Consider the following 21334-nt stretch of genomic DNA (forward strand, 5'->3'; position numbering starts at 1 on the left):
CTGTGTCGAACGAGAGTGCCTTGGAGTATGGCACGGTAATTCGGTTCCGAAGAACAGTGGCTGCTGGGAAACTTCCTACAAATGCAGGATCAAGGTCTTTAACGGAGGCTGCTGATCCGTGGAAGGAAAGTCTGCCCCAGGTGTCATGACCTGCCAGTCGCGCACTGGGCGGCCGGCTTTTTCTGCGCAACGCAGCACCTGTTCACGCCAGTCATCCATGCTGACTTTCGCCAGGTTGTTACAACAGATCAGTACCCCATTGTCAGCGGTGGTCAGCAGCGCGGGCTTGAGCAAGCTCTGATAGTCGCGCAGCAGGTCGACGGTGCCGAACGCGCTTTTGGCCCAGGCGGGCGGATCAAGCAGGACCAGGTCGTACTGGCGCTGCTCCAGGCGCGGATAGCTCGGCAGCTTTTGGCCGCGACGCTGGGTGATCGGCAGGCCCGCCAGTTGGCGAATGGCCGGGAAGTAATCGGACTGTATGAACTCCATGCTCGGCAATTGTGGATTGAGCAGGCCATTTTCACGCCCCACCGCCAGGTTGCCCTCGGCAAAATCCAGGTTGCACACTTCGCGTGCGCCGCCGGCGGCCGCGCTCAAGCCCACGCCGCAGGTGTAGGCGAACAGGTTCAGCACGCTTTTGCCGGCGCTGTGATCCTTCACCCAACCACGGGTGTTACGCAGGTCGAGGAACAGTAACGGGTCCTGCCCGGCATGGCGCCCCCGCACACGGTAGCTGAGGCCCCACTCGTGGCCGACCAGGTCTTCGAGCGCCGCAGGCTCTGCGCGGTATACCGTGTCTTCACGATCGATACGCGAGTTGCCTCGGGCACGGTCGTTGTACACCAGCAGCAATTCCAGGCCCATGTATTGGTTGATCAGTTGATGCAGGTCCAGAAGGTCTGCGCTGTCCAGCGACTGATGGAAGCTCTGCACCAGCAATTGCGGGCCGTAGCGGTCGATGGTCAAGCCGCCGGCGCCTTCCTGGCTGCCGTGGAACAGCCGGTAGCAGTCTGTACCCTGGGCGTGCAGTTCGTTGATCAGGTCTTGGCGGTGATCGAGGGCGGCGCGCAGCGCCTGATTCAGGGGGGTCATGAAGCGCGCCTTGCTTGCAGAAAAATAAGAAAATCGGGGCGCGGAGTTTAACAGTTAACCCCGGCCTGCACAGGCCGGGGATTATCCTGAGCGCTATCGGTTCAGGCGTTTGTCGATCAACCCGTCTACGACGCTTGGGTCAGCCAGGGTTGAGGTATCGCCCAGGCTGTCCAGTTCGTTGCAGGCGATCTTGCGCAAGATGCGCCGCATGATCTTTCCGGAGCGGGTTTTCGGCAAGGCAGGCGCCCACTGGATCAGTTCCGGTTTGGCAAAGCTGCCAATTTCCTTGCTGACCAGGTCCAGCAAGTGCTTTTTCAGCGTATCGCTGGGCTCGACGCCGTTCATTGGCGTTACAAAGGCATAGATGCCCTGGCCCTTGACGTCATGGGGATAGCCGACCACAGCGGCTTCAGCGACCTGGTCATGCAGCACTAGGGCGCTTTCGACCTCGGCGGTGCCGATGCGATGGCCGGACACGTTGATCACATCATCGATGCGGCCGGTGATCCAGTAGTCGCCGTCTTCATCGCGGCGCGCGCCGTCGCCGGTGAAGTAGTAGCCGGGATAGGGCTTGAAGTAAGTGTCGATCATACGCTGCGGGTCGCCGTAGACGCTGCGAATCTGCCCCGGCCAGCTTGATTTGATAGCGAGGACGCCGCTGCCGGCGCCGCTGATTTCCTTGCCCTGCTCATCGAGCAGCACCGGTTGTACGCCGAACATCGGCTGTGTCGCGCAGCCCGGCTTGATGCGCTGGGCGCTGACCAGCGGGCTGAGCATGATGCCGCCGGTTTCGGTTTGCCACCAGGTATCGACGATGGGGCAGCGCTGCTCGCCCACCGCATTGAAGTACCAGTCCCAGGCCTCCGAGTTGATCGGCTCACCGACACTGCCCAGCAGGCGCAGGCTGGCGCGGGAGGTGCTCTCCAATGGGCCGTGGCCTTCACGCATCAGGGCGCGCAAAGCGGTGGGCGCGGTGTAGAAAATATTCACCTGATGTTTATCGATCACCTGCCAGAAGCGCGAGCTGTCCGGATAACTCGGCACGCCCTCGAACATCAGCGAAGTGGCGCCATTGGCCAGCGGACCGTAGACGATGTAGCTATGCCCGGTAACCCAGCCCACATCGGCGGTGCACCAGAACACTTCGCCCTCTTGGTAGTCGAGTACGTACTTGAAGGTCATCGCCGCTTGCAGCAGGTAGCCGCCAGTGGTGTGCAGCACGCCCTTGGGTTTGCCGGTGCTGCCGGAGGTGTAGAGGATGAACAGCGGATCCTCGGCGTCCATCGGCTCGGGTGGGCAGTTGTCGCTGGCGGCGTCCAGGGCCGCTTGATACTTGAGGTCGCAGCCCTCGTTCCAGTTCACGCTGGCTCCGGTGCGCTCGACCACCAGCACCGTGCTGACGTTCGGGCAACTGGCCAGGGCTTTATCGACATTCTGTTTCAGCGCCACGGGCTTGCCCCCGCGCACACCTTCGTCGGCGGTGATCACGGTGCGGCAATCGGCATCGAGAATACGGTCACGCAGGGCGTCAGGCGAAAACCCGCCAAACACCACCGAGTGCACCGCGCCAATTCGCGTGCAGGCCAGCATGGCGTAGGCCGCTTCCGGGATCATCGGCATGTAGATGCACACGCGGTCGCCTTTTTTCACGCCACGGTTTTTCAGCACATTGGCCAGGCGGCTGACGTTTTGATGCAGTTGGCGGTAAGTGATCGTGGAGGATTTTGACGGATCGTCGCCCTCCCAGATGAAGGCCGGCTGATCGGCGCGTTGCGCCAGGTGACGGTCAATGCAGTTGTAGCTGACGTTCAGTTGGCCGCCGGCAAACCATTGGGCGGCACCGGTATTGATGTCTGACTGCTGGACGGTGTGCCACGGTGTTATCCCGTCCAGAAAGCCCTTGGCCTGTTCGGCCCAGAAGGTCTCTGGCTGCTCGATGGATTGGCGATAGAGGCGCTGATAGTCTTCTTGACTGAGTTGCGCAGCCCGGCGGACGGCATCGGCGGTGGGAAACGTGCTGATATCGAACATGAGCGATCCTTATTCTTGTTTTTGCGACAAGTGATAAAGATGCACCCTGTGGTGGGAGGGTTCAAGGCCAACGTCCAAACAGACGTTGGCCTTGAGTGATCAGCATCAGCCGCGGTGACGACCGCGGAAGTAGTTGATCAGGCCCTGGGTCGAAGCGTCCTCGGCTGAGGTTTCTTCGGCGCCCGTCAGGCGGTTGTAAACGCCTTTGCCCAGTTCCTTGCCCAGTTCAACGCCCCATTGGTCAAAAGCGTTGATGCCCCAGACCACGCTCTGCACGAACACCTTGTGCTCATACATCGCCACCAGCGCGCCGAGGCGACGAGGGCTGATGCGTTCGACCACGATGGTGTTGCTCGGACGGTTGCCCGGGATCACCTTGTGCGGTGCCAGCTTCTGCACTTCCGCTTCCGGCAGGCCCTTCTCACGCAGCTCGGCTTCGGCCTCACTACGGGTCTTGCCGAGCATCAGTGCCTGGCTCTGGGACAGGCAGTTGGCGTATAGCCACTGGTGGTGATCGGAGACCGGGTTGAAGCTGACGATCGGCACGATGAAGTCGGCCGGGATCAGTTGCGTCCCTTGGTGCAGCAACTGGTGGTAAGCGTGCTGCCCGTTGCAGCCTACGCCACCCCAGATCACCGGGCCGGTATCAGTGGACACTGGCGTGCCGTCCTGGCGGACGCTCTTGCCGTTGGATTCCATGTCCAGCTGTTGTAAATGCTTGGTGATATTACGCAGGTAATGGTCGTACGGCAGGATCGCGTGGCTCTGCGCGCCCCAGAAGTTGCCGTACCACACGCCCAGCAAACCCAGCAGTACGGGCATGTTGGCTTCGAACGGCGCGTTCAGGAAGTGCTGGTCCATGGTGTAGGCACCCGACAGCAGTTCCTTGAAGTTGGACATGCCGATGGCCAGGGCGATTGGCAAGCCAATCGCCGACCACAGCGAGTAACGCCCGCCTACCCAATCCCACATCGGGAAGATGTTCTCTTCGCGAATACCAAAGGCTACGGCCGCTGCGTTGTTGCTCGAAACGGCGATGAAGTGGCGATACAGCTCAGCTTCCGAACCACCCTGGGCCAGGTACCAGGCGCGGGCGGCCTGGGCGTTCTTCAGGGTTTCAAGGGTGTTGAAGGATTTGGACGAAACAATGAACAGCGTGGTCTCGGCGCGCAGCTTCATGGTCAGCTCGTGGAACTCGCTGCCGTCGATATTCGCCAGGTAGTGGCAACGCACGCCTTTGTGGGCGTAGGACAACAGCGCTTCGGAGACCAGTTCCGGACCGAGGAACGAACCACCGATGCCGATGTTCACCACGTCGGTGATCGGCTTTTCGGTGTAGCCACGCCACAGGCCGTCGTGGATGCGACCGACCAGGTCAGTGATCTGGTTCAGCACCTTGTGCACGTCCGGCATGATGTTCACGCCGTTGACCGACAGCTTGTCACCCACCGGGCGGCGCAGGGCGGTATGCAGCGCCGGGCGGCCTTCGGAAGAGTTGACGGGCTCGCCGGCGTACAGCGCATCAATCGCGCCTTTAAGGTTCACTTCCTTGGCCAGGTCCACCAGCAGGTCGCGGGTTTCGCTGGTGATCAGGTTTTTCGAATAATCGAGGAAAAGTCCGCAGCTGCTCAAGGTAAATTGGGAAAAGCGCTGAGGGTCGGCATTGAACGCTTCGCGCATGCTGAAATCCTGCATGGCTTGGCGATGTTGAACAAGCGCTTGCCAGGCGGGCAGAGCGGTAACGTCATGAGGGGTGCGGTAGTACGCCATCGCTGCGGGTTTCCTTTTATTACAGGGACTGCCTTTAGGACACTTAAAAGCCCGGAACATCCATTCTTGTCTCAACGACTGGGTTCCAGACAGCGCTAACCATAGCGCAGGGCGATTACATTAAACCTAGCGTGTGGATATGTCTTGGCTTTGTCTGCGCTGTGGCCGGTACTTTTTTATACCGGCACAGCCGTCGGGGCAACAGGTGGAGGGTAAAGTGGGGTCAGGCGAGGTTCAGGTGCAGGTTATCGATCAGGCGTGTGGCGCCCAGATAAGCGGCGACCAGGATCACCACATCCCGATCTTCAGCCGTGGCCGGGCGCAGATGTACGCCTTGGCGCACTTCCAGGTAGTCCATGCGTAGCCCTGCGGCTTCAATCTGCCGGATTTGCTCGGCGCGAAGCTTGGCGAAATCATGATCACCGTCTTGGATGGCCGTGGCGATCTGGCTGAGGGCGCGGTACAGCACCGGCGCGACCGCACGTTGCTCCTCGGTGAGGTAACCGTTGCGTGATGACAGCGCGAGGCCGTCCGCTGCACGCACGGTGGGTTCGCCGATGATCTGGATCGGCATGTTCAGATCGCGGACCATGGCGCGAATGACCGCCAACTGCTGGTAGTCCTTCTGGCCAAATACGGCCATGTCGGGCTGGACCATGTTGAACAACTTGCTGACCACCGTGGCCACGCCTTCGAAATGCCCTGGGCGGCTGGCGCCGCACAAGCCTTCGGACAGTTGTGGCACGCTGACGCGGGTCTGGCCGTTCATGCCATCGGGGTACATTTCCTCGACAGTGGGCGCAAACAGCAGGTTGCAGCCCGCCTGCAGGAGTTTTTCCTGGTCGGCGGCCAATGTGCGCGGGTATTTATCCAGATCTTCGCCGGCACCGAATTGCAGTGGGTTGACGAAAATGCTCGCCACCACGAAATCTGCCTGCTGCGCGGCCTTGGTCACCAGGGTGGCATGGCCGCTATGCAGGTTGCCCATGGTAGGCACAAAGCCGATGCGTTTGCCGGCGCTGCGGGCGTGGGTCACGGCAGCCCGCAGTTCGCGGACGGTTTTAACGGTGTTCATGCCGAGAATCCGTGTTCAACGCCTGGGAAAGTCACATTCTTGACTTCGCTGACGTAAGCGCTCAGGGCTGCGTGAATGCTGTCCTGGCCGGCCATGAAGTTCTTCACGAACTTGGGTACGTGACCGCTAATCGACAGGCCGAGCATGTCGTGTAGGACCAGCACCTGACCATCGGTGGCGGAGCCGGCGCCAATGCCGATTACCGGCACTTTGACGGCCTGGGTGATTTCTGCGGCCAGTTCGCTGGGGACGCACTCCAGCACAATCATCGCGGCACCGGCTTGTTCCAGGGCGATGGCATCGGCGCGCATCTGGCGCGCCTGGGCTTCATTGCGACCCTGTACCTTGTAGCCGCCGAGGATGTTCACCGACTGCGGGGTCAGGCCCATGTGTGCACATACCGGTACACCGCGTTCAGCCAGCAGCCTGATCGACTCGGCCAGCCACACGGCGCCTTCGACTTTGACCATATGGGCGCCGGCCTGCATCAGCTTGCCGGCGTTCTGGAAGGTTTGCTCAAGCGTGGCGTACCCCATGAACGGCAGGTCGGCGATGATCAAGGCGCCGTCGTTGCCACGCTTGACGCTGGCGGTGTGGTAGGCCAGTTCATCCGTGGTCACGGGCAGGGTGCTGTCATTCCCTTGAAGAACCATGCCCAGGGAGTCGCCCACTAACAACACTTCAACCCCGGCCTGGCAACAGGCGTTGGCGAAGGTGGCGTCATAGCAGGTCAGCATGGTGATTTTTTCACCCTTGAGCTTGAGGCTCTGCAAGGTGGTCAGGGTAATGTCTGGCATGAAAAGGGTCCTCGTTCAGGCGCTTGGAAACAGCGAGTAACGCGCGTGAGTCTTCGTTTATACAGGCGCACTGTCTTGAAAGCAGTGCTTATAAGGCCTGGATTGCGCCCTGTAGCGCCGGGTTGGCGGCAGCGGGACGCCTATAGTCGTGAGGAGGACACGGGAAGTCAATTGGATGTGTTACCGCATTGTTACGATGGCGGTGTTACCGCTGTTACTGACGCGATTGCGCAACTTGTGCGCGGTTTACGGCAGCGCAGATCAAATGTGGGAGCTGGCTTGCCTGCGATGGCATCCACGCGGTGTGGCTGATACACCGAGTCGCTTGTATCGCAGGCAAGCCAGCTCCCACATTGACCGAGTCATTCTTGCGGTAAGCGTTCCAGGCCGACGAATGGGCAGGCTGTGAGCAGGGTGCTCAAGCGTTGGCCGTCAGGCAGTTGCAGGTCGGTTGACGCCAATTCAGCCAGCGGATACAGCACAAAGGCGCGCAGATGCATCTGGTAGTGCGGCACCTTGAGGCGCGGTTCGTCGATCAGGCGATCACCGAACAGCAAGATATCCAGATCCAGTGTGCGTGGGCCCCAGCGCTCAAGACGTTTGCGGCCCTGGTCATTCTCGATGGCTTGCAGTGCGTCGAGCAGGTCCAGCGGCGCCAGGCTGCTGTCCAGTGCCGCAACCGCGTTGGTGTAGCGCGGTTGGCCCGGGAGCAGGGAGTCACTTTGATAGAAGGCGGACACACCAGCGAGGTGGGTGCCAGGCAGTTGCGCCAGCGCCTCGATCGCGCTGCGCAATTGCTGTTGCGGGGCAGCCAGGTTGCTGCCCATGCCGATGTAGATACGTTCCACGTTTATTCGCCCGCGGCGCCCGAGGCATCGGCACTGCTGCGTTTACGCTTGCTGCCGCTGCGGCGACGCTTTTTCGGCCCTTCACCGGCACCATCGCCTTTGCTGCCAAGCTCACGAATCATTTCGCGACGCTGGCTGTCATTGGCGTCCTGATAGTCAGTCCACCATTCGCCCAGGCCATCGGTCTGCTCACCGGCGCTTTCGCGCAGCAGCAGGAAGTCGTAGCCGGCACGGAAGCGTGGGTTGTCCAGCAGCAGGTCAGCACGCTTACCGCTGCGACGCGGCAAACGTTCCTGCATGTCCCAGATTTCGCGGATCGGCATGGTGAAGCGTTTCGGGATGGCGATGCGTTGGCACTGCTCGGCGATCAGTTCGTGAGCGGCTTCCTGCATGGCCGGGATCGGCGGCATGCCACGGTCCTGCAGGCGCAGTACGCGCTTGGGCAGCGCTGGCCACAGCAGGGCGGCAAACAGGAATGCCGGGGTTACCGGTTTGTTCTGCTTGATGCGCAGGTCGGTGTTGACCAACGCTTCGCTGATCAGCGTGTGGGTGTACGTGGGGTTATATTCCAGCGCCTCGGCACTGGCCGGGAACAGCGGGTCGAACAACTGCAGGTCGACGAGCATTTCGAAGGTGTCGGCGGCATACCCCGAGAGGAACAACTTGAGCACCTCTTCGAACAGGCGTGCCGAGGGGATTTCCCGCAGCATGGGCGCCAGCTCGCGAATCGGCGCGGCAGTGTGCTTCTCGATACCGAAGTTGAGTTTGGCCGCGAACCGCACGGCGCGCAGCATACGCACCGGATCTTCCTGATAGCGCTGGGTCGGGTCACCGATCAGGCGGATCAGGTTATTGCGAATGTCGTGTACGCCATTGGCGTAATCGAGGATGCGCTCGCTGACCGGATCGTAATAAAGGGCATTGATGGTGAAGTCGCGACGTTGCGCGTCCTCTTCCAGGGTGCCGTAGACGTTATCACGCAGGATGCGCCCGCTCTCGTTGCGGGAAGACTGATTGGTGTCTTCCTCTTCATCGTTTTGCGGGTGGCCGGCGCGGAAGGTCGCAACCTCGATGATTTCGCGACCAAAATGGATATGCACCAGCTTGAAGCGCCGGCCGATGATTCGTGCGTTACGAAACTCGGCGCGCACTTGTTCAGGCGTGGCGCTGGTGGCGACGTCGAAATCCTTGGGCGTGATATTGAGCAGCATGTCGCGTACGCAACCACCCACCAGGTAAGCCTGGTAGCCGGCGTTCTGCAAACGTTCGACGATGTTCACTGCATAACGGCTGAATTGAGCGCGCTGCAACGAATGCTGGCTGCTGTTGAGCACTTCAGGCGTGCTGCGTTTGTGTTGCGTACGACGCAAGGGAGAACGGAATGACTGGAACAACTTCTTCAGCATGGGATGCACTGTTTGAAGGAATGTTCGGCCATAACGAAGAATGACCGCATGATGGGCGGGGATTCTAGCATTTAGTCAGGGGATGGTGTAGGAACAAGCTACAGGCATTGCGCCTTAAGCGTTTTGGAGTCAAATCCCGGAAACTACAAGGGGAGCCGAAGCTCCCCCAGAAGTAGTTGCGTGCTCTATTTTTATTATTGATTTCGGGCTTCTTGTTTTTGTTGATCGCCCTCGCCATGAAGCTTCACCTTCATGACACTCCCAATCGAGAGTCAAGAGCAAACGGATTGCTTTGGTCGCTGTGTTGCTGATCTACGATCCAACCAGTTCAGGCTCTGCCTTAGGGCAGTTTTTGTTGTTCTCGGCCTGGTTGCGGGGCAAGCCCCAAATGCAACGCCTCTCCAAAAGAATCAGTTAGCTGCGCCTCCGCCATGTTGTTTTTGTTATGCGTGAGTCGATTCGTCTTATTTTTATTGTCTTGTACATAGCTTGTTATTGTTTTTGTACTAAGCATATAGCAGGGTGCGTGCCAACTTTTGTACCGGCCAGCAAAATCAGGGGGGTGAGGTGGTTTTGCAGTTTTCGAGGGCAAAAAAAGCCGGGGCTTCGTTACCGTAAGCCCCGGCTTTTGTTACGTGAAAAGTCAGCGGTAACAGTTTTTTCACATCAACAGGTGTTACCCATGGGGGCGCACCCTCAGCTCTCGCTGGCAACCCCGGTCTTGCGCCGCGGAATGCCCAGGCGCTGGCGCCGCTCCCACAGGCACTTGCGACTCACGCCCAGTTTGCGGGCCAGTTCGGTCTCGGTCATATGGTCCTGATGTTCCAGGACGAAATGCTGGAAGTAGTCTTCCAGTGACAAATCCTCCGTCGGCTCATGACTGGTATTGCTACTGCCGCCCTGTTGTGGGGCCAGGCCGATGAAGTCATCGTCTTCCAGGTCACTGAGCTCGATATCGATGCCCAAAAGCTCGGCGGAAATCTCCGGGCTTTCCGACAGGATCACCGCGCGCTCCACGGCGTTCTCCAATTCCCGCACGTTACCCGGCCACGAGTAATGCCGGATTGCCTGCTCGGCGTCCGCGGCAAACTTCAGGTCGGTACGGTTGATGCGTGCGCTCTGGCGTAACAGGAACGCACTGGCGATCTCGTTGACGTCGGCGCCGCGCTCGCGCAGGGCCGGCAATTTGAGGGCGATCACGTGCAGGCGGTAATACAAGTCTTCACGGAACTGGCCGATCTTGGCCAGGCTCTTGAGGTCACGGTGCGTCGCTGCAATAAGCCGCACATCAACCTTTTGCGATTGCACCGAACCGACGCGGCGAATCTCGCCTTCCTGCAACACCCGCAACAAGCGCGCCTGGGCTTCCAGTGGCAGCTCGCCGATTTCATCGAGGAACAAGGTGCCGCCGTCCGCCGCTTCAACCAGGCCAGCACGCCCGGCGCTGGCGCCGGTGAACGCGCCTTTCTCGTGACCGAACAGTTCGGACTCGATCAGCGATTCAGGGATTGCCGCGCAGTTCACCGAGATCATCGGTGCCTTGGCGCGCTTGGACAGGTTGTGCAGGGCGCGGGCAACCAGCTCCTTGCCAGTGCCCGACTCGCCCTGGATCAATACATTGGAATCGGTCGGCGCCACTTTGCGGATCTTGCTGTACAGATCCTGCATCGGCGGGCAGGAGCCGATGATGCCGATCTCGCCATTGCTGTTGTCCACACCGGGCTTGTCGGCGCCGTTGGTCGCTTTGCCGACTGGACGCTGTTCGGCAGGCGCGCTGCTGGCCGACTGACGGTCACGCAGGATGCGGGCCACGGCTTGGAGCATCTCATCGTGATCGAAAGGCTTGGCGATATAGTCCACCGCGCCCATCTTCATCGAGTCGACCGCCGAGCGCAGGCTGGCGTAGCTGGTCATGATCAGCACCGGGGTGCCTTGGCCCAGCTTGATCAGCTCGGTGCCCGGAGCTCCAGGCAGGCGCAGGTCGCTGACAATCAGGTCGAACGTGGGGATGCTGAACCGCTCCTGGGCTTCCTGCACCGAGCCGGCTTCGCTGACCTGGTACTGATTTCGTTCAAGCAGGCGACGCAAGGCAGAGCGGATAATGGTTTCGTCTTCGACGATCAAAATGTGCGGCATTGATTCAATTCTCTCGACGGTCTCAGTTCACAGCGGACGTCGCTTCGACATGACGCGGCAAGGTCACCCGGATACGGGTGCCGCGTTGGCTTTCGGTGTCAGCCGGGCTGTCGATGGTGATTTGTCCATAATGCTCTTCAACGATGGAATAGACCAGTGCAAGGCCCAGACCGGTACCTTCACCGGGGTCCTTGGTGGTGAAGAAGGGTTCGAACAATCGGTCCATGATGTTCTGTGGGATGCCGCTGCCTTCGTCCTCCACGATCAGGTCGACCGTGTGCTCGAAAGCCTCGCTCTTGACGCGCACTGCGCTGCCGGCCGGCGATGCATCGCGTGCGTTGGACAGCAGGTTGATCAGCACTTGGGCCAGGCGTTGCGAGTCGCCATCGACCCAATGTTCCGGATCACACAGATTAAAGAACTGTACTTCGAAATTGCGCCGATTCAAGGCCAGAAGCCCAATGGCGTCCTGCGCGACCTCGGCCAGGCACACCGCTTCGTCCTGGTTTTGATGCGCGCCGGAGTGGGCGAAGCTCATCAGCGACTGCACGATGCGCGAAACGCGCTTGGTCTGTTCAAGGATCTGCCCGCTGATTTCAGTGATTTCACCGTCTTCCTCGCGCTCTTCGCGCAGGTTCTGCGCCAGGCAGGCGATACCGGTGATCGGGTTGCCGATTTCGTGGGCCACGCCGGCTGCGAGACGACCAATACTGGCCAGGCGCTCGGAATGCACCAGCTTGTCTTCGAGCATCTGCGTGTCGGTGAGGTCTTCCACCAGCAAAACCAGGCCGCTGTTACCGGGGGCCAGGGGCTCATCAATGGCGGCTTTGTGCAGGTTGAGCCAGCGGGTCTGGCCATCGAGGGCCAGGTGCTGCTTGTGCAAGTGCTCGTCGGGCAGGTTGATAAACCCCTGAAGCAGTTCTTTCCACGGATCGGCCAGGGTATTGAGGCGCGAGCCCACTACCCGCTGGGCGGCGATGCCGGTGAGTTCTTCCATGGCCTTGTTCCACATCAGGATTTCCTGGTCCTTGGCCAGGGAACAGACACCCATCGGCAGTTCCTGCAAGGTCTGGCGGTGGTAACGGCGCAAGGCATCGAGTTCGGCGGCCAGGCCGGTGAGGCGTGAGTGGTAATCCTCCAGCCGGCTTTCGATGAAATGGATGTCTTCGGTCACGTAGTTTTCGCCGCCCGCCTTGTAGGGCAGGAAGGTTTCGACCATGTCCTGGGACACGCTGGGGCCCATCAGGCCGGAGAGGTTGGCCTCGATACGGTCACGCAGACGGCGCAGGGCATAGGGGCGACGCTCGTCGAACGGCAGGTAGAGGTCACGCAGCGCTTGCTCGACCTCCTTTTGCGCCGCCTTGGCGCCCAGAGGCTTGGCCAGTTGCGTGGCAAACTCCTGGGGCGAGGCTGCGTGCAGTTCGCGGCGTTGCGGGCGACGCACGTTGTCCACTGCGCAGGCTTCGGCGGCGCTGGTTTCTTCGGCACTGGCGTTGGTGAACAATGAGATCAGGGTAAACATCAGTACGTTGGCGGCCAGCGAGGCAATGGCCGCCATGTGCCAACTGGTGTCGTCGAGCACGTAAATCATGTTCAGCAACGGGATGTAGAAGCCCTGCAAGTTGCCGACCAGTGGTAGCAACATGGTGACGATCCACACCAGGATCCCCGCCAGCAGCCCTGCGATAAAACCACGGCGGTTGGCGGTCGGCCAGTACAGCACCGACAACACCCCCGGCAGGAACTGCAAGGTGGCGACAAACGCGACAATGCCAAGGTTGGCCAGGTCTTGCCCGGCGCCGAGCAGCAGGTAGAACCCGTAGCCGGCGGTAATGATCGCAACGATCAGCGCGCGGCGGGTCCATTTCAACCAGCGGTAGATATTGCCCTCAGCCGGCGGCTGGTACAGCGGCAGCACCAAGTGGTTGAGTGCCATGCCCGATAGCGCCAGCGTGGTGACAATGATCAATCCACTGGCCGCCGACAAACCGCCGACATACGCCAGCAGTGCCAACGCCGGGCTGTTGGCGGCAATGCCGATGCCCAGGGTGAAATACTCAGGGTTGGTGGTGGCCCCCAGTTTCAGGCCGGCCCACAGGATCAACGGCACCGCCAGGCTCATCAGTAACAGGAACAGCGGCAAACCCCAGCTCGCACTCACCAGTGAGCGTGGGTTGAGGTTTTCGGTGAAGGTCATGTGGTACATGTGCGGCATTACGATCGCCGAGGCGAAGAACACCAACAGCAGCGTGCGCCATGGGCCTTCCTGCAAGGGTGTGTGCAGCGCGGCGAGGGCAGTCTGGTTTTGCAGCAGCCACAGCTCCAGCTGTTGCGGGCCGTCGAACACGCCGTAGAGCGCATACAGGCCGACGCCGCCAATGGCGATCAGCTTGATGACCGACTCAAAGGCAATTGCGAACACCAAACCTTCGTGTTTCTCGCGGGTAGCAATATGGCGCGAGCCGAAGAAAATTGTGAACAGGCTGATCAGTGCACAGAAAGCCAGGGCAACACGGTGTTGCACGGGTTCGCGGGTCAGGATGCTGATGGAGTCTGCCACTGCTTGAATCTGCAGGGCCAGCAACGGCAGTACGCCGATCAGCATGAAAATCGTGGTCAGCGCACCGGCCCAGGTACTGCGAAAGCGGAAGGCAAACAGGTCCGCCAGGGATGATAACTGGTAGGTACGAGTGATTTTCAGGATCGGGTACAGCAACACCGGCGCCAGCAGGAACGCACCGGACACCCCCAGGTAACTGGACAGAAAGCCGTAGCCGTACTGATAGGCCAGGCCCACCGTACCGTAGAACGCCCAGGCGCTGGCGTACACGCCCAGGGACAAGGTGTAGGTCAGCGGATGGCGAATGATCGCCCGCGGAATCATTCCGCGCTCACTGATCCAGGCCACGCCGAACAACGCAGCCAGGTAGGCGGCGCTGATCAGCAGCATCTGGGTGAGGCTAAAGCTCATCGGCATCTTTTTGGCTCTGCAGGATGAAGGTCACGACGATCAGGATCAGCCATAGCAGATAAGGGCGATACCAGGCGCCCGTGGCGTCGATCCACCAATCCATGATGGCGGGGGAGAACAGGTAGATCCCGACGACCAGCAACAGGACCAATCGATAGATGTACATATTGGCCTCTGATTAAAAATCTGCGGCGATGGTAACGGATGGCGGGCAACCTGCAAGCGCCTTCAACTCAATTGCGCTTCGGCCAGCGTGAGTGTGCGCGGGATCTGCGTCGCGTCCCAGTGCGTAATGCCCCAATCCAGCAGTTCCCGTGGGCTTGCGTAAAGCAGTTCGTTACCGGCTGGCTGGCCGAGGGCGCGCAGTGCGCGAAGCAGCAAGGGCGTGGCCTGGTCGGCGGTCAACGGTGGAGAGCGGTAGGATTTTCCCAGTTTGTTGCCGTCCGGCTGCACAATCAGTGGTACATGCAGGTAACGTGGCTGGCGCAGGCCGAGCAGCTCTTGCAAGTAAAGCTGGCGCGGCGTGGAGTCCAGCAGGTCGGCGCCGCGCACGATATCGGTAACCCCTTGCCAGGCATCGTCGAGGACCACGGCCAACTGATAGGCGTAGAGGCCGTCGCGGCGCCGGATGATGAAGTCGCCGGCGTCGCGGCCCAGATGCTGTCGGAACTCGCCCTGCACGCGGTCGGTAAAGTGGTATTCCAGTTCAGGCACACGCAGACGGATGGCGGCATCCTGCTGGTCGTGGCCGGCATTGCGGCACAAGCCTGGGTAAATCCCGTTGTAGGGTTCCAGTTGCTTGCGCGAGCATGTGCAGGCATAGGCCAGGCCATGGTTGAACAGGTCATTCAGCACTTTGGCGTAGGCGTCATGCCGCTCGCTCTGTCGAACCAGCTCGCCATCCCATTCAAAGCCGTAGCTTTGCAGGGCATGCAGGATCGCCGCCTGGGCGCCGGGCTCTTCACGGGGAGGGTCAAGGTCTTCCATGCGCATCAACCAGCGGCCATGTTGGGCGCGTGCGTCGAGGTAGGAGGCGAGGGCAGCAACCAGGGAGCCGAAGTGCAAATGGCCGCTGGGCGTGGGGGCGAAACGCCCGATATAGGTAGAGGCTGTCATGGGCGGATACTACTGCAAAACCGGTAAACGCCAGAAACAAAAATGGGGCGTTTGCACGCCCCATTCGTTCAGCTCGACAGGGTTACTTGCCGACCTGTTTTTCCTTGATTTCAGCCAAGGTCTTGCAGTCTACGCACAGGTCCGCAGTCGGGCGGGCTTCGAGGCGGCGAATACCGATCTCGACGCCGCAGGATTCGCACCAGCCATACTCTTCGTCTTCGATCAATTGCAGGGTCTTGTCGATCTTCTTGATCAACTTGCGTTCGCGATCACGAGCGCGCAGTTCAAGGGCGAATTCCTCTTCCTGGCTGGCACGGTCTGCCGGGTCCGGGAAGTTGGCTGCTTCGTCCTTCATATGGTCAACCGTGCGGTCGACTTCCTGCATCAAGTCCTGCTTCCACTGCTTCAGGATTTTGGAGAAGTGCTCGCGCATGGGCTTGCCCATGTATTCCTCGCCCTTGGATTCAACGTAGGGCTGGAAACCGCTGATGCTCTGTTGCTTTGCTTGGGTGGACATGAATAGACCGCCTCTCACTCTTCTAATCCATTGCGCAGGATTGCAACGTCACCGACACCTGCCGGCCCTGCGGCTGCAAGCGGGCGAACTTACCAGATAGATTCAGGGTGCGCTACTCCCGGTTGTCGAGCTCCAGGGCAAAGGGGTTGCAAACTGCAGCAGCCCGCCATGACTGGGTATGTATCGCCTCGAATGTTGATTTTAGCTGTTTTACGAGCGTGCGCAGGGTGCACTTGCAGCCCCAATCAGGCAATAGAGCATGTTTTACCGCGAGGGTTCGGTAGAATCCTGATTTTGTCCTCACCGTTAAGGAAGGCTAATGGCTCAGCCCTACAGTGCGCGCAGTCGCGCCATCGAACCTTTTCATGTCATGGCGTTGCTGGCACGCGCCAATGAGCTGCAGGCTGCCGGCCACGACGTGATCCATCTGGAAATCGGCGAACCGGACTTTACCACCGCCGAGCCGATCATCCAGGCCGGCCAGGCTGCGCTGGCCAACGGCAAGACGCGCTACACGGCGGCCCGTGGGGTGCCCGAGTTGCGCGAGGCCATCAGCGGGTTTTACCAGCAGCGCTACGGCTTGAGTGTCGATCCCGAGCGTATCTTGATTACGCCCGGTGGCTCCGGCGCGTTGCTGTTGGCCAGCAGCTTGCTGGTCGACCCTGGCAAGCACTGGCTGCTGGCTGATCCAGGCTACCCCTGCAATCGACACTTTCTGCGGCTGGTAGAGGGCGCGGCGCAATTGGTGCCGGTGGGGCCTGAGGTCCGCTATCAGTTGACCGCCGATCTGGTCGCCAGGCATTGGGACCAGGACAGCGTGGGCGCGCTGGTTGCGTCACCGGCCAACCCTACCGGCACAGTCCTCACGAGGGACGAACTGGCAGGCTTGTCGAGTGCAGTCAAAGCGCGTAACGGCCACTTGGTAGTGGACGAGATCTACCACGGCCTCACCTACGGCACCGATGCCGCCAGCGTGCTGGAAGTCGACGATGACGCCTTCGTCTTGAATAGTTTTTCGAAGTATTTCGGCATGACCGGATGGCGCCTCGGTTGGCTGATAGCGCCTCCTGCTGCGATCAGCGAATTGGAAAAACTGGCGCAGAACCTCTACATCAGTGCGCCGAGCATGGCCCAGTACGCTGCCTTGGCCTGTTTTACCCCGCAGACCCTGAGCATTCTTGAAGAGCGCCGCGCCGAATTCGGCCGGCGTCGTGACTTTCTGCTGCCGGCGCTGCGCGAGCTTGGATTCAGTATCGCCGTGGAGCCGGAAGGGGCGTTTTATTTGTATGCCGATATCAGCGCGTTCGGCGGCGATGCCTTCGCGTTCTGCCGTCACTTTCTGGAGACCGAGCACGTGGCTTTTACACCCGGGCTGGATTTCGGTCGTTATCAAGCGGGCCACCATGTGCGTTTTGCCTACACGCAAAATATTGACCGGCTGCAAGAAGCGGTGGAGCGCATCGCTCGTGGCCTGCGGAGCTGGCAAGGCTGATGCGCTTTTATCCTCCTCTTGAAGAAGGGCGGCTGATCCGCCGCTACAAGCGTTTTCTCACCGATATCGAAACCGTTACCGGCGAGTTGCTCACCATCCATTGCCCGAACACCGGCTCGATGCTCAATTGCATGGTCGAAGGTGGCCAGGTCTGGTTCAGCCGGGCCTCGGACCCCAAGCGCAAGTTGCCAGGCACCTGGGAAATTGCCGAAACGCCTCAGGGCCGGCTGGCGTGCGTCAACACCGCGCGAGCCAATCAGCTGGTTGAAGAGGCGCTGCTGGCTGGCGTGATCACTGAACTCAATGGCTTTACGGCGCTAAAGCGTGAAGTGCCTTACGGTCAGGAGAAGAGCCGCATTGACTTCCGCCTGGATTACCCACAGGGCGCCGCCTTCGTGGAGGTCAAAAGCGTCACCCTGGGTTTTGACGCAACCTCGGTGGCGGCTTTTCCTGATGCAGTGACGCAGCGCGGCGCCAAGCACTTGCGCGAACTGGCTCACCTGGCGCGTGAAGGTGTGCGGGCGGTGCAGTTGTATTGCGTGAATTTGTCGGGCATCGATGCGGTTCGCCCAGCGGTGGAAATTGACGCCGGTTACGCTGCGGCGTTACGCGAGGCCAAGGCCGCGGGTGTGGAGGTGCTGGCGTACGGCGTGCGGGTTACGCCGCAAGAGATGTATGTCGAGCGTCGACTGAAGGTGTTGTTGGGCGACTAGAGTTCTACCCACAAGCCTTGTTCATCCTCATGGCCGGGCAGGGCGGTGAGACTCTGGCCTGCGCACGGGCCGGCGATGCACTCGCCGCTCTCGATCAGGAATAGGGCGCCATGGGTGGCGCATTGGATCAGGCTGGCGCTGGCGTCGAGGAAGCGGTCGGGCTGCCATTCCAGCGGGACGCCGCGATGGGGGCAGCGGTTGCGATAAAAGTAGGCAATGCCGTCTCGGCGCACGGCCAGCAGTTTATGGCCATCGATATCAAAACCGCGGCTGCTGTTGGGTGCGAGGTCGCTTGAGGGGCAGAGAAACTTCATTTCAATCCTTAAGTGCCTTGACGTTCAAATGCAAACAATTATCAAATGGCCGCTTCGCCCGTCAGCTGACTGGGTGCTTAATACGATGTCCGGCAGCAATGTTCTGTCACATTGATGAGTGCCTGAATGGCCCTGCTCTAGGAAGGAAACCCTGTTATGCGCCTGAGTACCAGCGCTATTGCGCTTGTTGCCTCATTACTGGTCAACCACGGGGCACACGCCTCTGAACTGCCACAACGCTGGGTCAGTGCTGGAGGGGCGCTATCGGAATGGGTGACGGCTTTAGGCGGCGAATCGAAATTGGTCGGGGTCGACACCACCAGCCAGCATCCGCAGTCGCTCAAGGCGTTGCCGAGCATTGGCTACCAGCGGCAGCTGTCGGCTGAAGGCATTCTCAGCCTGCGCCCGCAAATCCTTGTGGGCACTGAGGAAATGGGGCCGCCGCCGGTACTGGCGCAGATTCGCAATGCCGGCGTGCAGGTCGAGATGTTTTCGGCCCAGCCGGATTTGCCGACATTGAAGGGCAACCTTGAACACTTGGGAAAACTGCTGGGCAGTGAGACCCGGGCAGACGCACTGTTTGCCAAATACGGGCAGGCGCTGGAGCAGCAAAAAAGCTGGGTGACCAAGGCCCAGGCGGCGCAAAAGGCTCCGGGCGTGCTGTTGTTGCTGGGCCATGCCGGTGGCAAGCCGCTGATCGCGGGCAAGGACACGGCCGCCGATTGGATATTGCAGCAGGCGGGCGGACGTAACCTGGCCACGCACTCGGGCTATAAGCCCTTTTCAGTCGAGTCTTTGGCGGGGTTGAGTCCTGATGTGCTGGTGTTTGCCGATCGCGCGCTGACCGGTGATGCGGCGCGCGCTGCCTTGTTCAAGGAAAACCCGATTCTCGCGTCGACACCGGCAGCCAAGCGTGGGCGAGTGTTTGAACTGGATCCGACCTTGCTGGTGGGTGGCCTGGGGCCGCGATTGCCAGAAAACCTGGTGAAACTGTCCGCTGGTTTTTATCCGTCCCAGGCTAAATCGGCTCCATGACCACTCTGCTTAAGCCCAAGACACTGTTTATTGGCCTGTCGCTGCTGTGTGTGTTGGCGATCTGGCTTTCATTGGCCCTCGGACCGGTCAGCTTGCCGTTGATTGATACGCTCAGAGCCGCGTTAAGGCTATTGGGCGTGCCGATTGAGGCGGCGGGGTTGGAGCAGGCTGAATTGATTCTGGGGCAGATTCGCCTGCCGCGGACCCTCTTGGGGCTGGCCGTCGGCGGTGTCCTTGCGTTGTCGGGCGTGGCGATGCAGGGGTTGTTTCGCAACCCGCTGGCCGATCCTGGGTTGGTGGGTGTGTCCAGCGGTGCGGCGTTGGGGGCAGCGGTGGCGATTGTCGGCGGTTCGTTCTTCGGTGGGCTGCCGGATGCGTTCGGTCCCTATTTGTTGTCGCTGTGCGCATTTCTGGGGGGGCTGGGCGTTACCGCACTGGTCTACCGGTTGGGGCGTCGCAATGGCCAGACCAATGTCGCGACGATGCTGCTTGCCGGTATCGCGCTGACGGCACTAGCCAGCTCAACGGTGGGGCTGTTTACCTATCTGGCCGACGATGCCACCTTGCGCACCCTGACGTTCTGGAACCTGGGCAGCCTCAATGGCGCGAGCTATTCGCGGTTGTGGCCCTTGCTGTTGGTAAGCGCGGGCGTGGCGCTGTGGTTGCCGCGCCGGGCGAAAGCGCTGAACGCATTGCTGCTGGGTGAGTCGGAGGCCAATCATCTGGGCATTGATGTTGAGGGGCTCAAGCGCGAGTTGGTGTTCTGCACGGCCCTGGGCGTTGGCGCAGCCGTGGCGGCTGCGGGCATGATTGGTTTTGTCGGTTTGGTGGTGCCACATCTGGTGCGGCTGCTGGCGGGGCCGGATCATCGGGTGCTGTTGCCGGCGTCAGTGCTGGCGGGCGCGAGCCTGCTGTTGTTTGCCGACCTGGTGGCGCGCTTGGCGTTGGCGCCGGCGGAACTGCCGATCGGTATTGTCACTGCATTTATCGGTGCGCCATTTTTCCTCTATTTATTGTTACGAGGGCGCGCCTGATGCTGCGGGTAGAAGCGTTGCAGATTCGGCGCGGTGGTAAAACCGTGTTGTCCGATGTCACCTTGGACCTGCTGCCGGGCGAAGTGCTGGGCGTGCTGGGGCCCAATGGTGCGGGCAAAAGTACCTTGCTCGGAGCGCTGTGCGGGGAGTTGTCGCCTGATGAGGGCAAGATCTGGTTGGACCAGCAAGAATTGAAGAGTCTGGGAGGGGCGCAACGTGCCCAGCGTCTGGCGGTGTTGCCACAGACGTCCACCCTGGACTTCGCCTTTCGTGTCGAAGAGGTGGTGGGCATGGGGCGCTTGCCTCATCAGGCCGGGCGAGTGCGCGACGATCAAATCATCCGCGCGGCGCTGCACGCGGCCGACGTGGGCCACCTGAGTGGCCGCAGCTACCTGGCCTTGTCGGGCGGCGAGCGACAAAGGGTGCACTTGGCGCGGGTGTTGGCGCAGTTATGGCCAGGTGAGGCGGGGCAAACGTTGTTGTTGGACGAGCCAACGTCGATGCTTGATCCCCTGCACCAGCACACCACCTTGCAGGCGATTCGCAGCTTTGCCGACAAGGGGGCTGCGGTGCTGGTGATCCTGCATGACTTGAACCTCGCGGCGCGTTACTGCGACCGGATCCTGCTGCTGGAAGGCGGGCGCCCCCATGCTCTGGATAGGCCCGCAACAGTCCTGCAACCTGAGCCACTCAAGGCTGTATTTGGTCTGGATGTGCTGGTACAACCGCATCCGGAGCGGGGGCATCCGCTGATCATTGCGCGCTGAAGTCAGTAATTTGCAGGCAAAAAAAGACCCGGCAAGAGCCGGGTCAAATAACCGTGATTAGCCTGATGAGGAGATAATCTGAGAGTCCGAACCAATGGTCTTTCAGTTATCGGCTGATCTCGCGACCAGTTGTGATAATCATAACGATTCTCATTTGAGAGTCAACTATTGTTTTATCTGCTCATCCAGTTTTTCTCAAACGCTCGTTTGTAATGCCTGT

The 21334-nt window shown here is 60.4% G+C and carries 18 protein-coding genes; 5 read left to right on the plus strand and 13 right to left on the minus strand.

Features of this window, described 5'->3' with window-relative positions:
• Positions 1–75 precede the first annotated feature (75 nt).
• From J1G33_RS14115 to dksA, 12 genes are all read right to left on the minus strand, one after another.
• The gene (locus J1G33_RS14115) at positions 76–1092 is read right to left on the minus strand and encodes a class I SAM-dependent methyltransferase (protein ID WP_223018239.1); all 1017 of its coding nucleotides are present in this window, start codon (positions 1090–1092) and stop codon (positions 76–78) included.
• Positions 1093–1185: 93 nt separating this feature from the next.
• A complete protein-coding gene (gene acs, locus J1G33_RS14120; RefSeq protein WP_223018240.1) occupies positions 1186–3123 on the minus strand; it encodes an acetate--CoA ligase in 1938 nt (645 codons plus the stop codon).
• A gap of 105 nt (positions 3124–3228) precedes the next feature.
• The gene (gene pgi, locus J1G33_RS14125; RefSeq protein ID WP_103734797.1) at positions 3229–4893 is read right to left on the minus strand and encodes a glucose-6-phosphate isomerase; all 1665 of its coding nucleotides are present in this window, start codon (positions 4891–4893) and stop codon (positions 3229–3231) included.
• A 223-nt stretch (positions 4894–5116) separates the two neighbouring features.
• Positions 5117–5968 carry a pantoate--beta-alanine ligase gene (panC, locus tag J1G33_RS14130; protein WP_032879451.1) on the minus strand — a complete coding sequence of 284 codons (852 nt, stop codon included), beginning with the start codon at positions 5966–5968 and terminating at the stop codon, positions 5117–5119.
• Entirely contained in the window at positions 5965–6765 is an 801-nt protein-coding gene (gene panB / locus J1G33_RS14135) for a 3-methyl-2-oxobutanoate hydroxymethyltransferase (RefSeq protein WP_005791461.1), read from the minus strand. The genes panC and panB overlap by 4 nt, the downstream gene beginning before the upstream one ends.
• 362 nt (positions 6766–7127) lie before the next feature.
• Positions 7128–7613: a 2-amino-4-hydroxy-6-hydroxymethyldihydropteridine diphosphokinase gene (gene folK / locus J1G33_RS14140; RefSeq protein WP_223018241.1), complete on the minus strand. Its 486-nt coding sequence runs from the start codon at positions 7611–7613 to the stop codon at positions 7128–7130.
• 2 nt (positions 7614–7615) lie between these two features.
• Positions 7616–9019 (minus strand): polynucleotide adenylyltransferase PcnB, encoded by a 1404-nt coding sequence (locus tag J1G33_RS14145; RefSeq protein WP_032879455.1) that lies wholly within the window; start codon positions 9017–9019, stop codon positions 7616–7618.
• Between the two features lie 696 nt (positions 9020–9715).
• Positions 9716–11155, minus strand: a complete 1440-nt coding sequence (locus tag J1G33_RS14150) for a sigma-54 dependent transcriptional regulator (RefSeq protein ID WP_223018242.1) — start codon at positions 11153–11155, stop codon at positions 9716–9718.
• A 22-nt stretch (positions 11156–11177) separates the two neighbouring features.
• A complete protein-coding gene (locus tag J1G33_RS14155; protein ID WP_005791453.1) occupies positions 11178–14132 on the minus strand; it encodes a sensor histidine kinase in 2955 nt (984 codons plus the stop codon).
• On the minus strand, positions 14116–14292 hold the full coding sequence (locus tag J1G33_RS14160; RefSeq protein ID WP_003176118.1) for a hypothetical protein: 177 nt from the start codon (positions 14290–14292) through the stop codon (positions 14116–14118). The genes J1G33_RS14155 and J1G33_RS14160 overlap by 17 nt, the downstream gene beginning before the upstream one ends.
• Before the next feature lie 62 nt (positions 14293–14354).
• A complete protein-coding gene (gene gluQRS / locus J1G33_RS14165; protein WP_032879458.1) occupies positions 14355–15242 on the minus strand; it encodes a tRNA glutamyl-Q(34) synthetase GluQRS in 888 nt (295 codons plus the stop codon).
• An 82-nt stretch (positions 15243–15324) separates the two neighbouring features.
• On the minus strand, positions 15325–15759 hold the full coding sequence (dksA, locus tag J1G33_RS14170) for an RNA polymerase-binding protein DksA (RefSeq protein ID WP_005791430.1): 435 nt from the start codon (positions 15757–15759) through the stop codon (positions 15325–15327).
• A gap of 319 nt (positions 15760–16078) precedes the next feature.
• Here dksA and J1G33_RS14175 point away from each other — a divergent pair, with 319 nt between their 5' ends.
• Positions 16079–17251, plus strand: a complete 1173-nt coding sequence (locus tag J1G33_RS14175; RefSeq protein ID WP_223018243.1) for a pyridoxal phosphate-dependent aminotransferase — start codon at positions 16079–16081, stop codon at positions 17249–17251.
• Positions 17251–17964 carry a DNA/RNA nuclease SfsA gene (sfsA, locus tag J1G33_RS14180; RefSeq protein ID WP_223018244.1) on the plus strand — a complete coding sequence of 238 codons (714 nt, stop codon included), beginning with the start codon at positions 17251–17253 and terminating at the stop codon, positions 17962–17964. Before J1G33_RS14175 ends, sfsA begins: the two co-directional genes overlap by 1 nt.
• Here sfsA and J1G33_RS14185 read toward each other — a convergent pair.
• Positions 17961–18278, minus strand: a complete 318-nt coding sequence (locus tag J1G33_RS14185) for a Rieske (2Fe-2S) protein (protein WP_223018245.1) — start codon at positions 18276–18278, stop codon at positions 17961–17963. The two genes, sfsA and J1G33_RS14185, sit on opposite strands and share 4 nt — an antisense overlap.
• Positions 18279–18434: 156 nt before the next feature.
• Between J1G33_RS14185 and J1G33_RS14190 the strand changes: the two genes are divergently transcribed.
• Genes J1G33_RS14190 through J1G33_RS14200 form a run of 3 tightly spaced genes read left to right on the plus strand, consistent with a single transcriptional unit; the run spans position 18435 to position 21114 of the window.
• Positions 18435–19313, plus strand: a complete 879-nt coding sequence (locus tag J1G33_RS14190) for an ABC transporter substrate-binding protein (protein WP_103734794.1) — start codon at positions 18435–18437, stop codon at positions 19311–19313.
• A 50-nt stretch (positions 19314–19363) separates the two neighbouring features.
• On the plus strand, positions 19364–20347 hold the full coding sequence (locus J1G33_RS14195; protein WP_177327434.1) for an iron ABC transporter permease: 984 nt from the start codon (positions 19364–19366) through the stop codon (positions 20345–20347).
• Positions 20347–21114, plus strand: coding sequence for a heme ABC transporter ATP-binding protein (locus J1G33_RS14200; protein WP_032879465.1), 768 nt, complete (start codon positions 20347–20349; stop codon positions 21112–21114). Before J1G33_RS14195 ends, J1G33_RS14200 begins: the two co-directional genes overlap by 1 nt.
• Positions 21115–21334 lie beyond the last annotated feature (220 nt).

It is taken from the genome of Pseudomonas sp. P867, from assembly GCF_019891455.1.
Lineage (GTDB): Bacteria > Pseudomonadota > Gammaproteobacteria > Pseudomonadales > Pseudomonadaceae > Aquipseudomonas > Aquipseudomonas synxantha_A.

What these genes read in the sequence shown, in the direction of transcription:
- J1G33_RS14115 (WP_223018239.1), bottom strand. Translation starts at nt 1,092, where the DNA reads ATGACCCCCCTGAATCAGGCGCTGCGCGCCGCCCTCGATCACCGCCAA.
- acs (WP_223018240.1), bottom strand. Translation starts at nt 3,123, where the DNA reads ATGTTCGATATCAGCACGTTTCCCACCGCCGATGCCGTCCGCCGGGCT.
- pgi (WP_103734797.1), bottom strand. Translation starts at nt 4,893, where the DNA reads ATGGCGTACTACCGCACCCCTCATGACGTTACCGCTCTGCCCGCCTGG.
- panC (WP_032879451.1), bottom strand. Translation starts at nt 5,968, where the DNA reads ATGAACACCGTTAAAACCGTCCGCGAACTGCGGGCTGCCGTGACCCAC.
- panB (WP_005791461.1), bottom strand. Translation starts at nt 6,765, where the DNA reads ATGCCAGACATTACCCTGACCACCTTGCAGAGCCTCAAGCTCAAGGGT.
- J1G33_RS14145 (WP_032879455.1), bottom strand. Translation starts at nt 9,019, where the DNA reads ATGCTGAAGAAGTTGTTCCAGTCATTCCGTTCTCCCTTGCGTCGTACG.
- J1G33_RS14150 (WP_223018242.1), bottom strand. Translation starts at nt 11,155, where the DNA reads ATGCCGCACATTTTGATCGTCGAAGACGAAACCATTATCCGCTCTGCC.
- J1G33_RS14155 (WP_005791453.1), bottom strand. Translation starts at nt 14,132, where the DNA reads ATGCCGATGAGCTTTAGCCTCACCCAGATGCTGCTGATCAGCGCCGCC.
- J1G33_RS14160 (WP_003176118.1), bottom strand. Translation starts at nt 14,292, where the DNA reads ATGTACATCTATCGATTGGTCCTGTTGCTGGTCGTCGGGATCTACCTG.
- gluQRS (WP_032879458.1), bottom strand. Translation starts at nt 15,242, where the DNA reads ATGACAGCCTCTACCTATATCGGGCGTTTCGCCCCCACGCCCAGCGGC.
- dksA (WP_005791430.1), bottom strand. Translation starts at nt 15,759, where the DNA reads ATGTCCACCCAAGCAAAGCAACAGAGCATCAGCGGTTTCCAGCCCTAC.
- J1G33_RS14175 (WP_223018243.1), top strand. Translation starts at nt 16,079, where the DNA reads ATGGCTCAGCCCTACAGTGCGCGCAGTCGCGCCATCGAACCTTTTCAT.
- sfsA (WP_223018244.1), top strand. Translation starts at nt 17,251, where the DNA reads ATGCGCTTTTATCCTCCTCTTGAAGAAGGGCGGCTGATCCGCCGCTAC.
- J1G33_RS14185 (WP_223018245.1), bottom strand. Translation starts at nt 18,278, where the DNA reads ATGAAGTTTCTCTGCCCCTCAAGCGACCTCGCACCCAACAGCAGCCGC.
- J1G33_RS14190 (WP_103734794.1), top strand. Translation starts at nt 18,435, where the DNA reads ATGCGCCTGAGTACCAGCGCTATTGCGCTTGTTGCCTCATTACTGGTC.
- J1G33_RS14200 (WP_032879465.1), top strand. Translation starts at nt 20,347, where the DNA reads ATGCTGCGGGTAGAAGCGTTGCAGATTCGGCGCGGTGGTAAAACCGTG.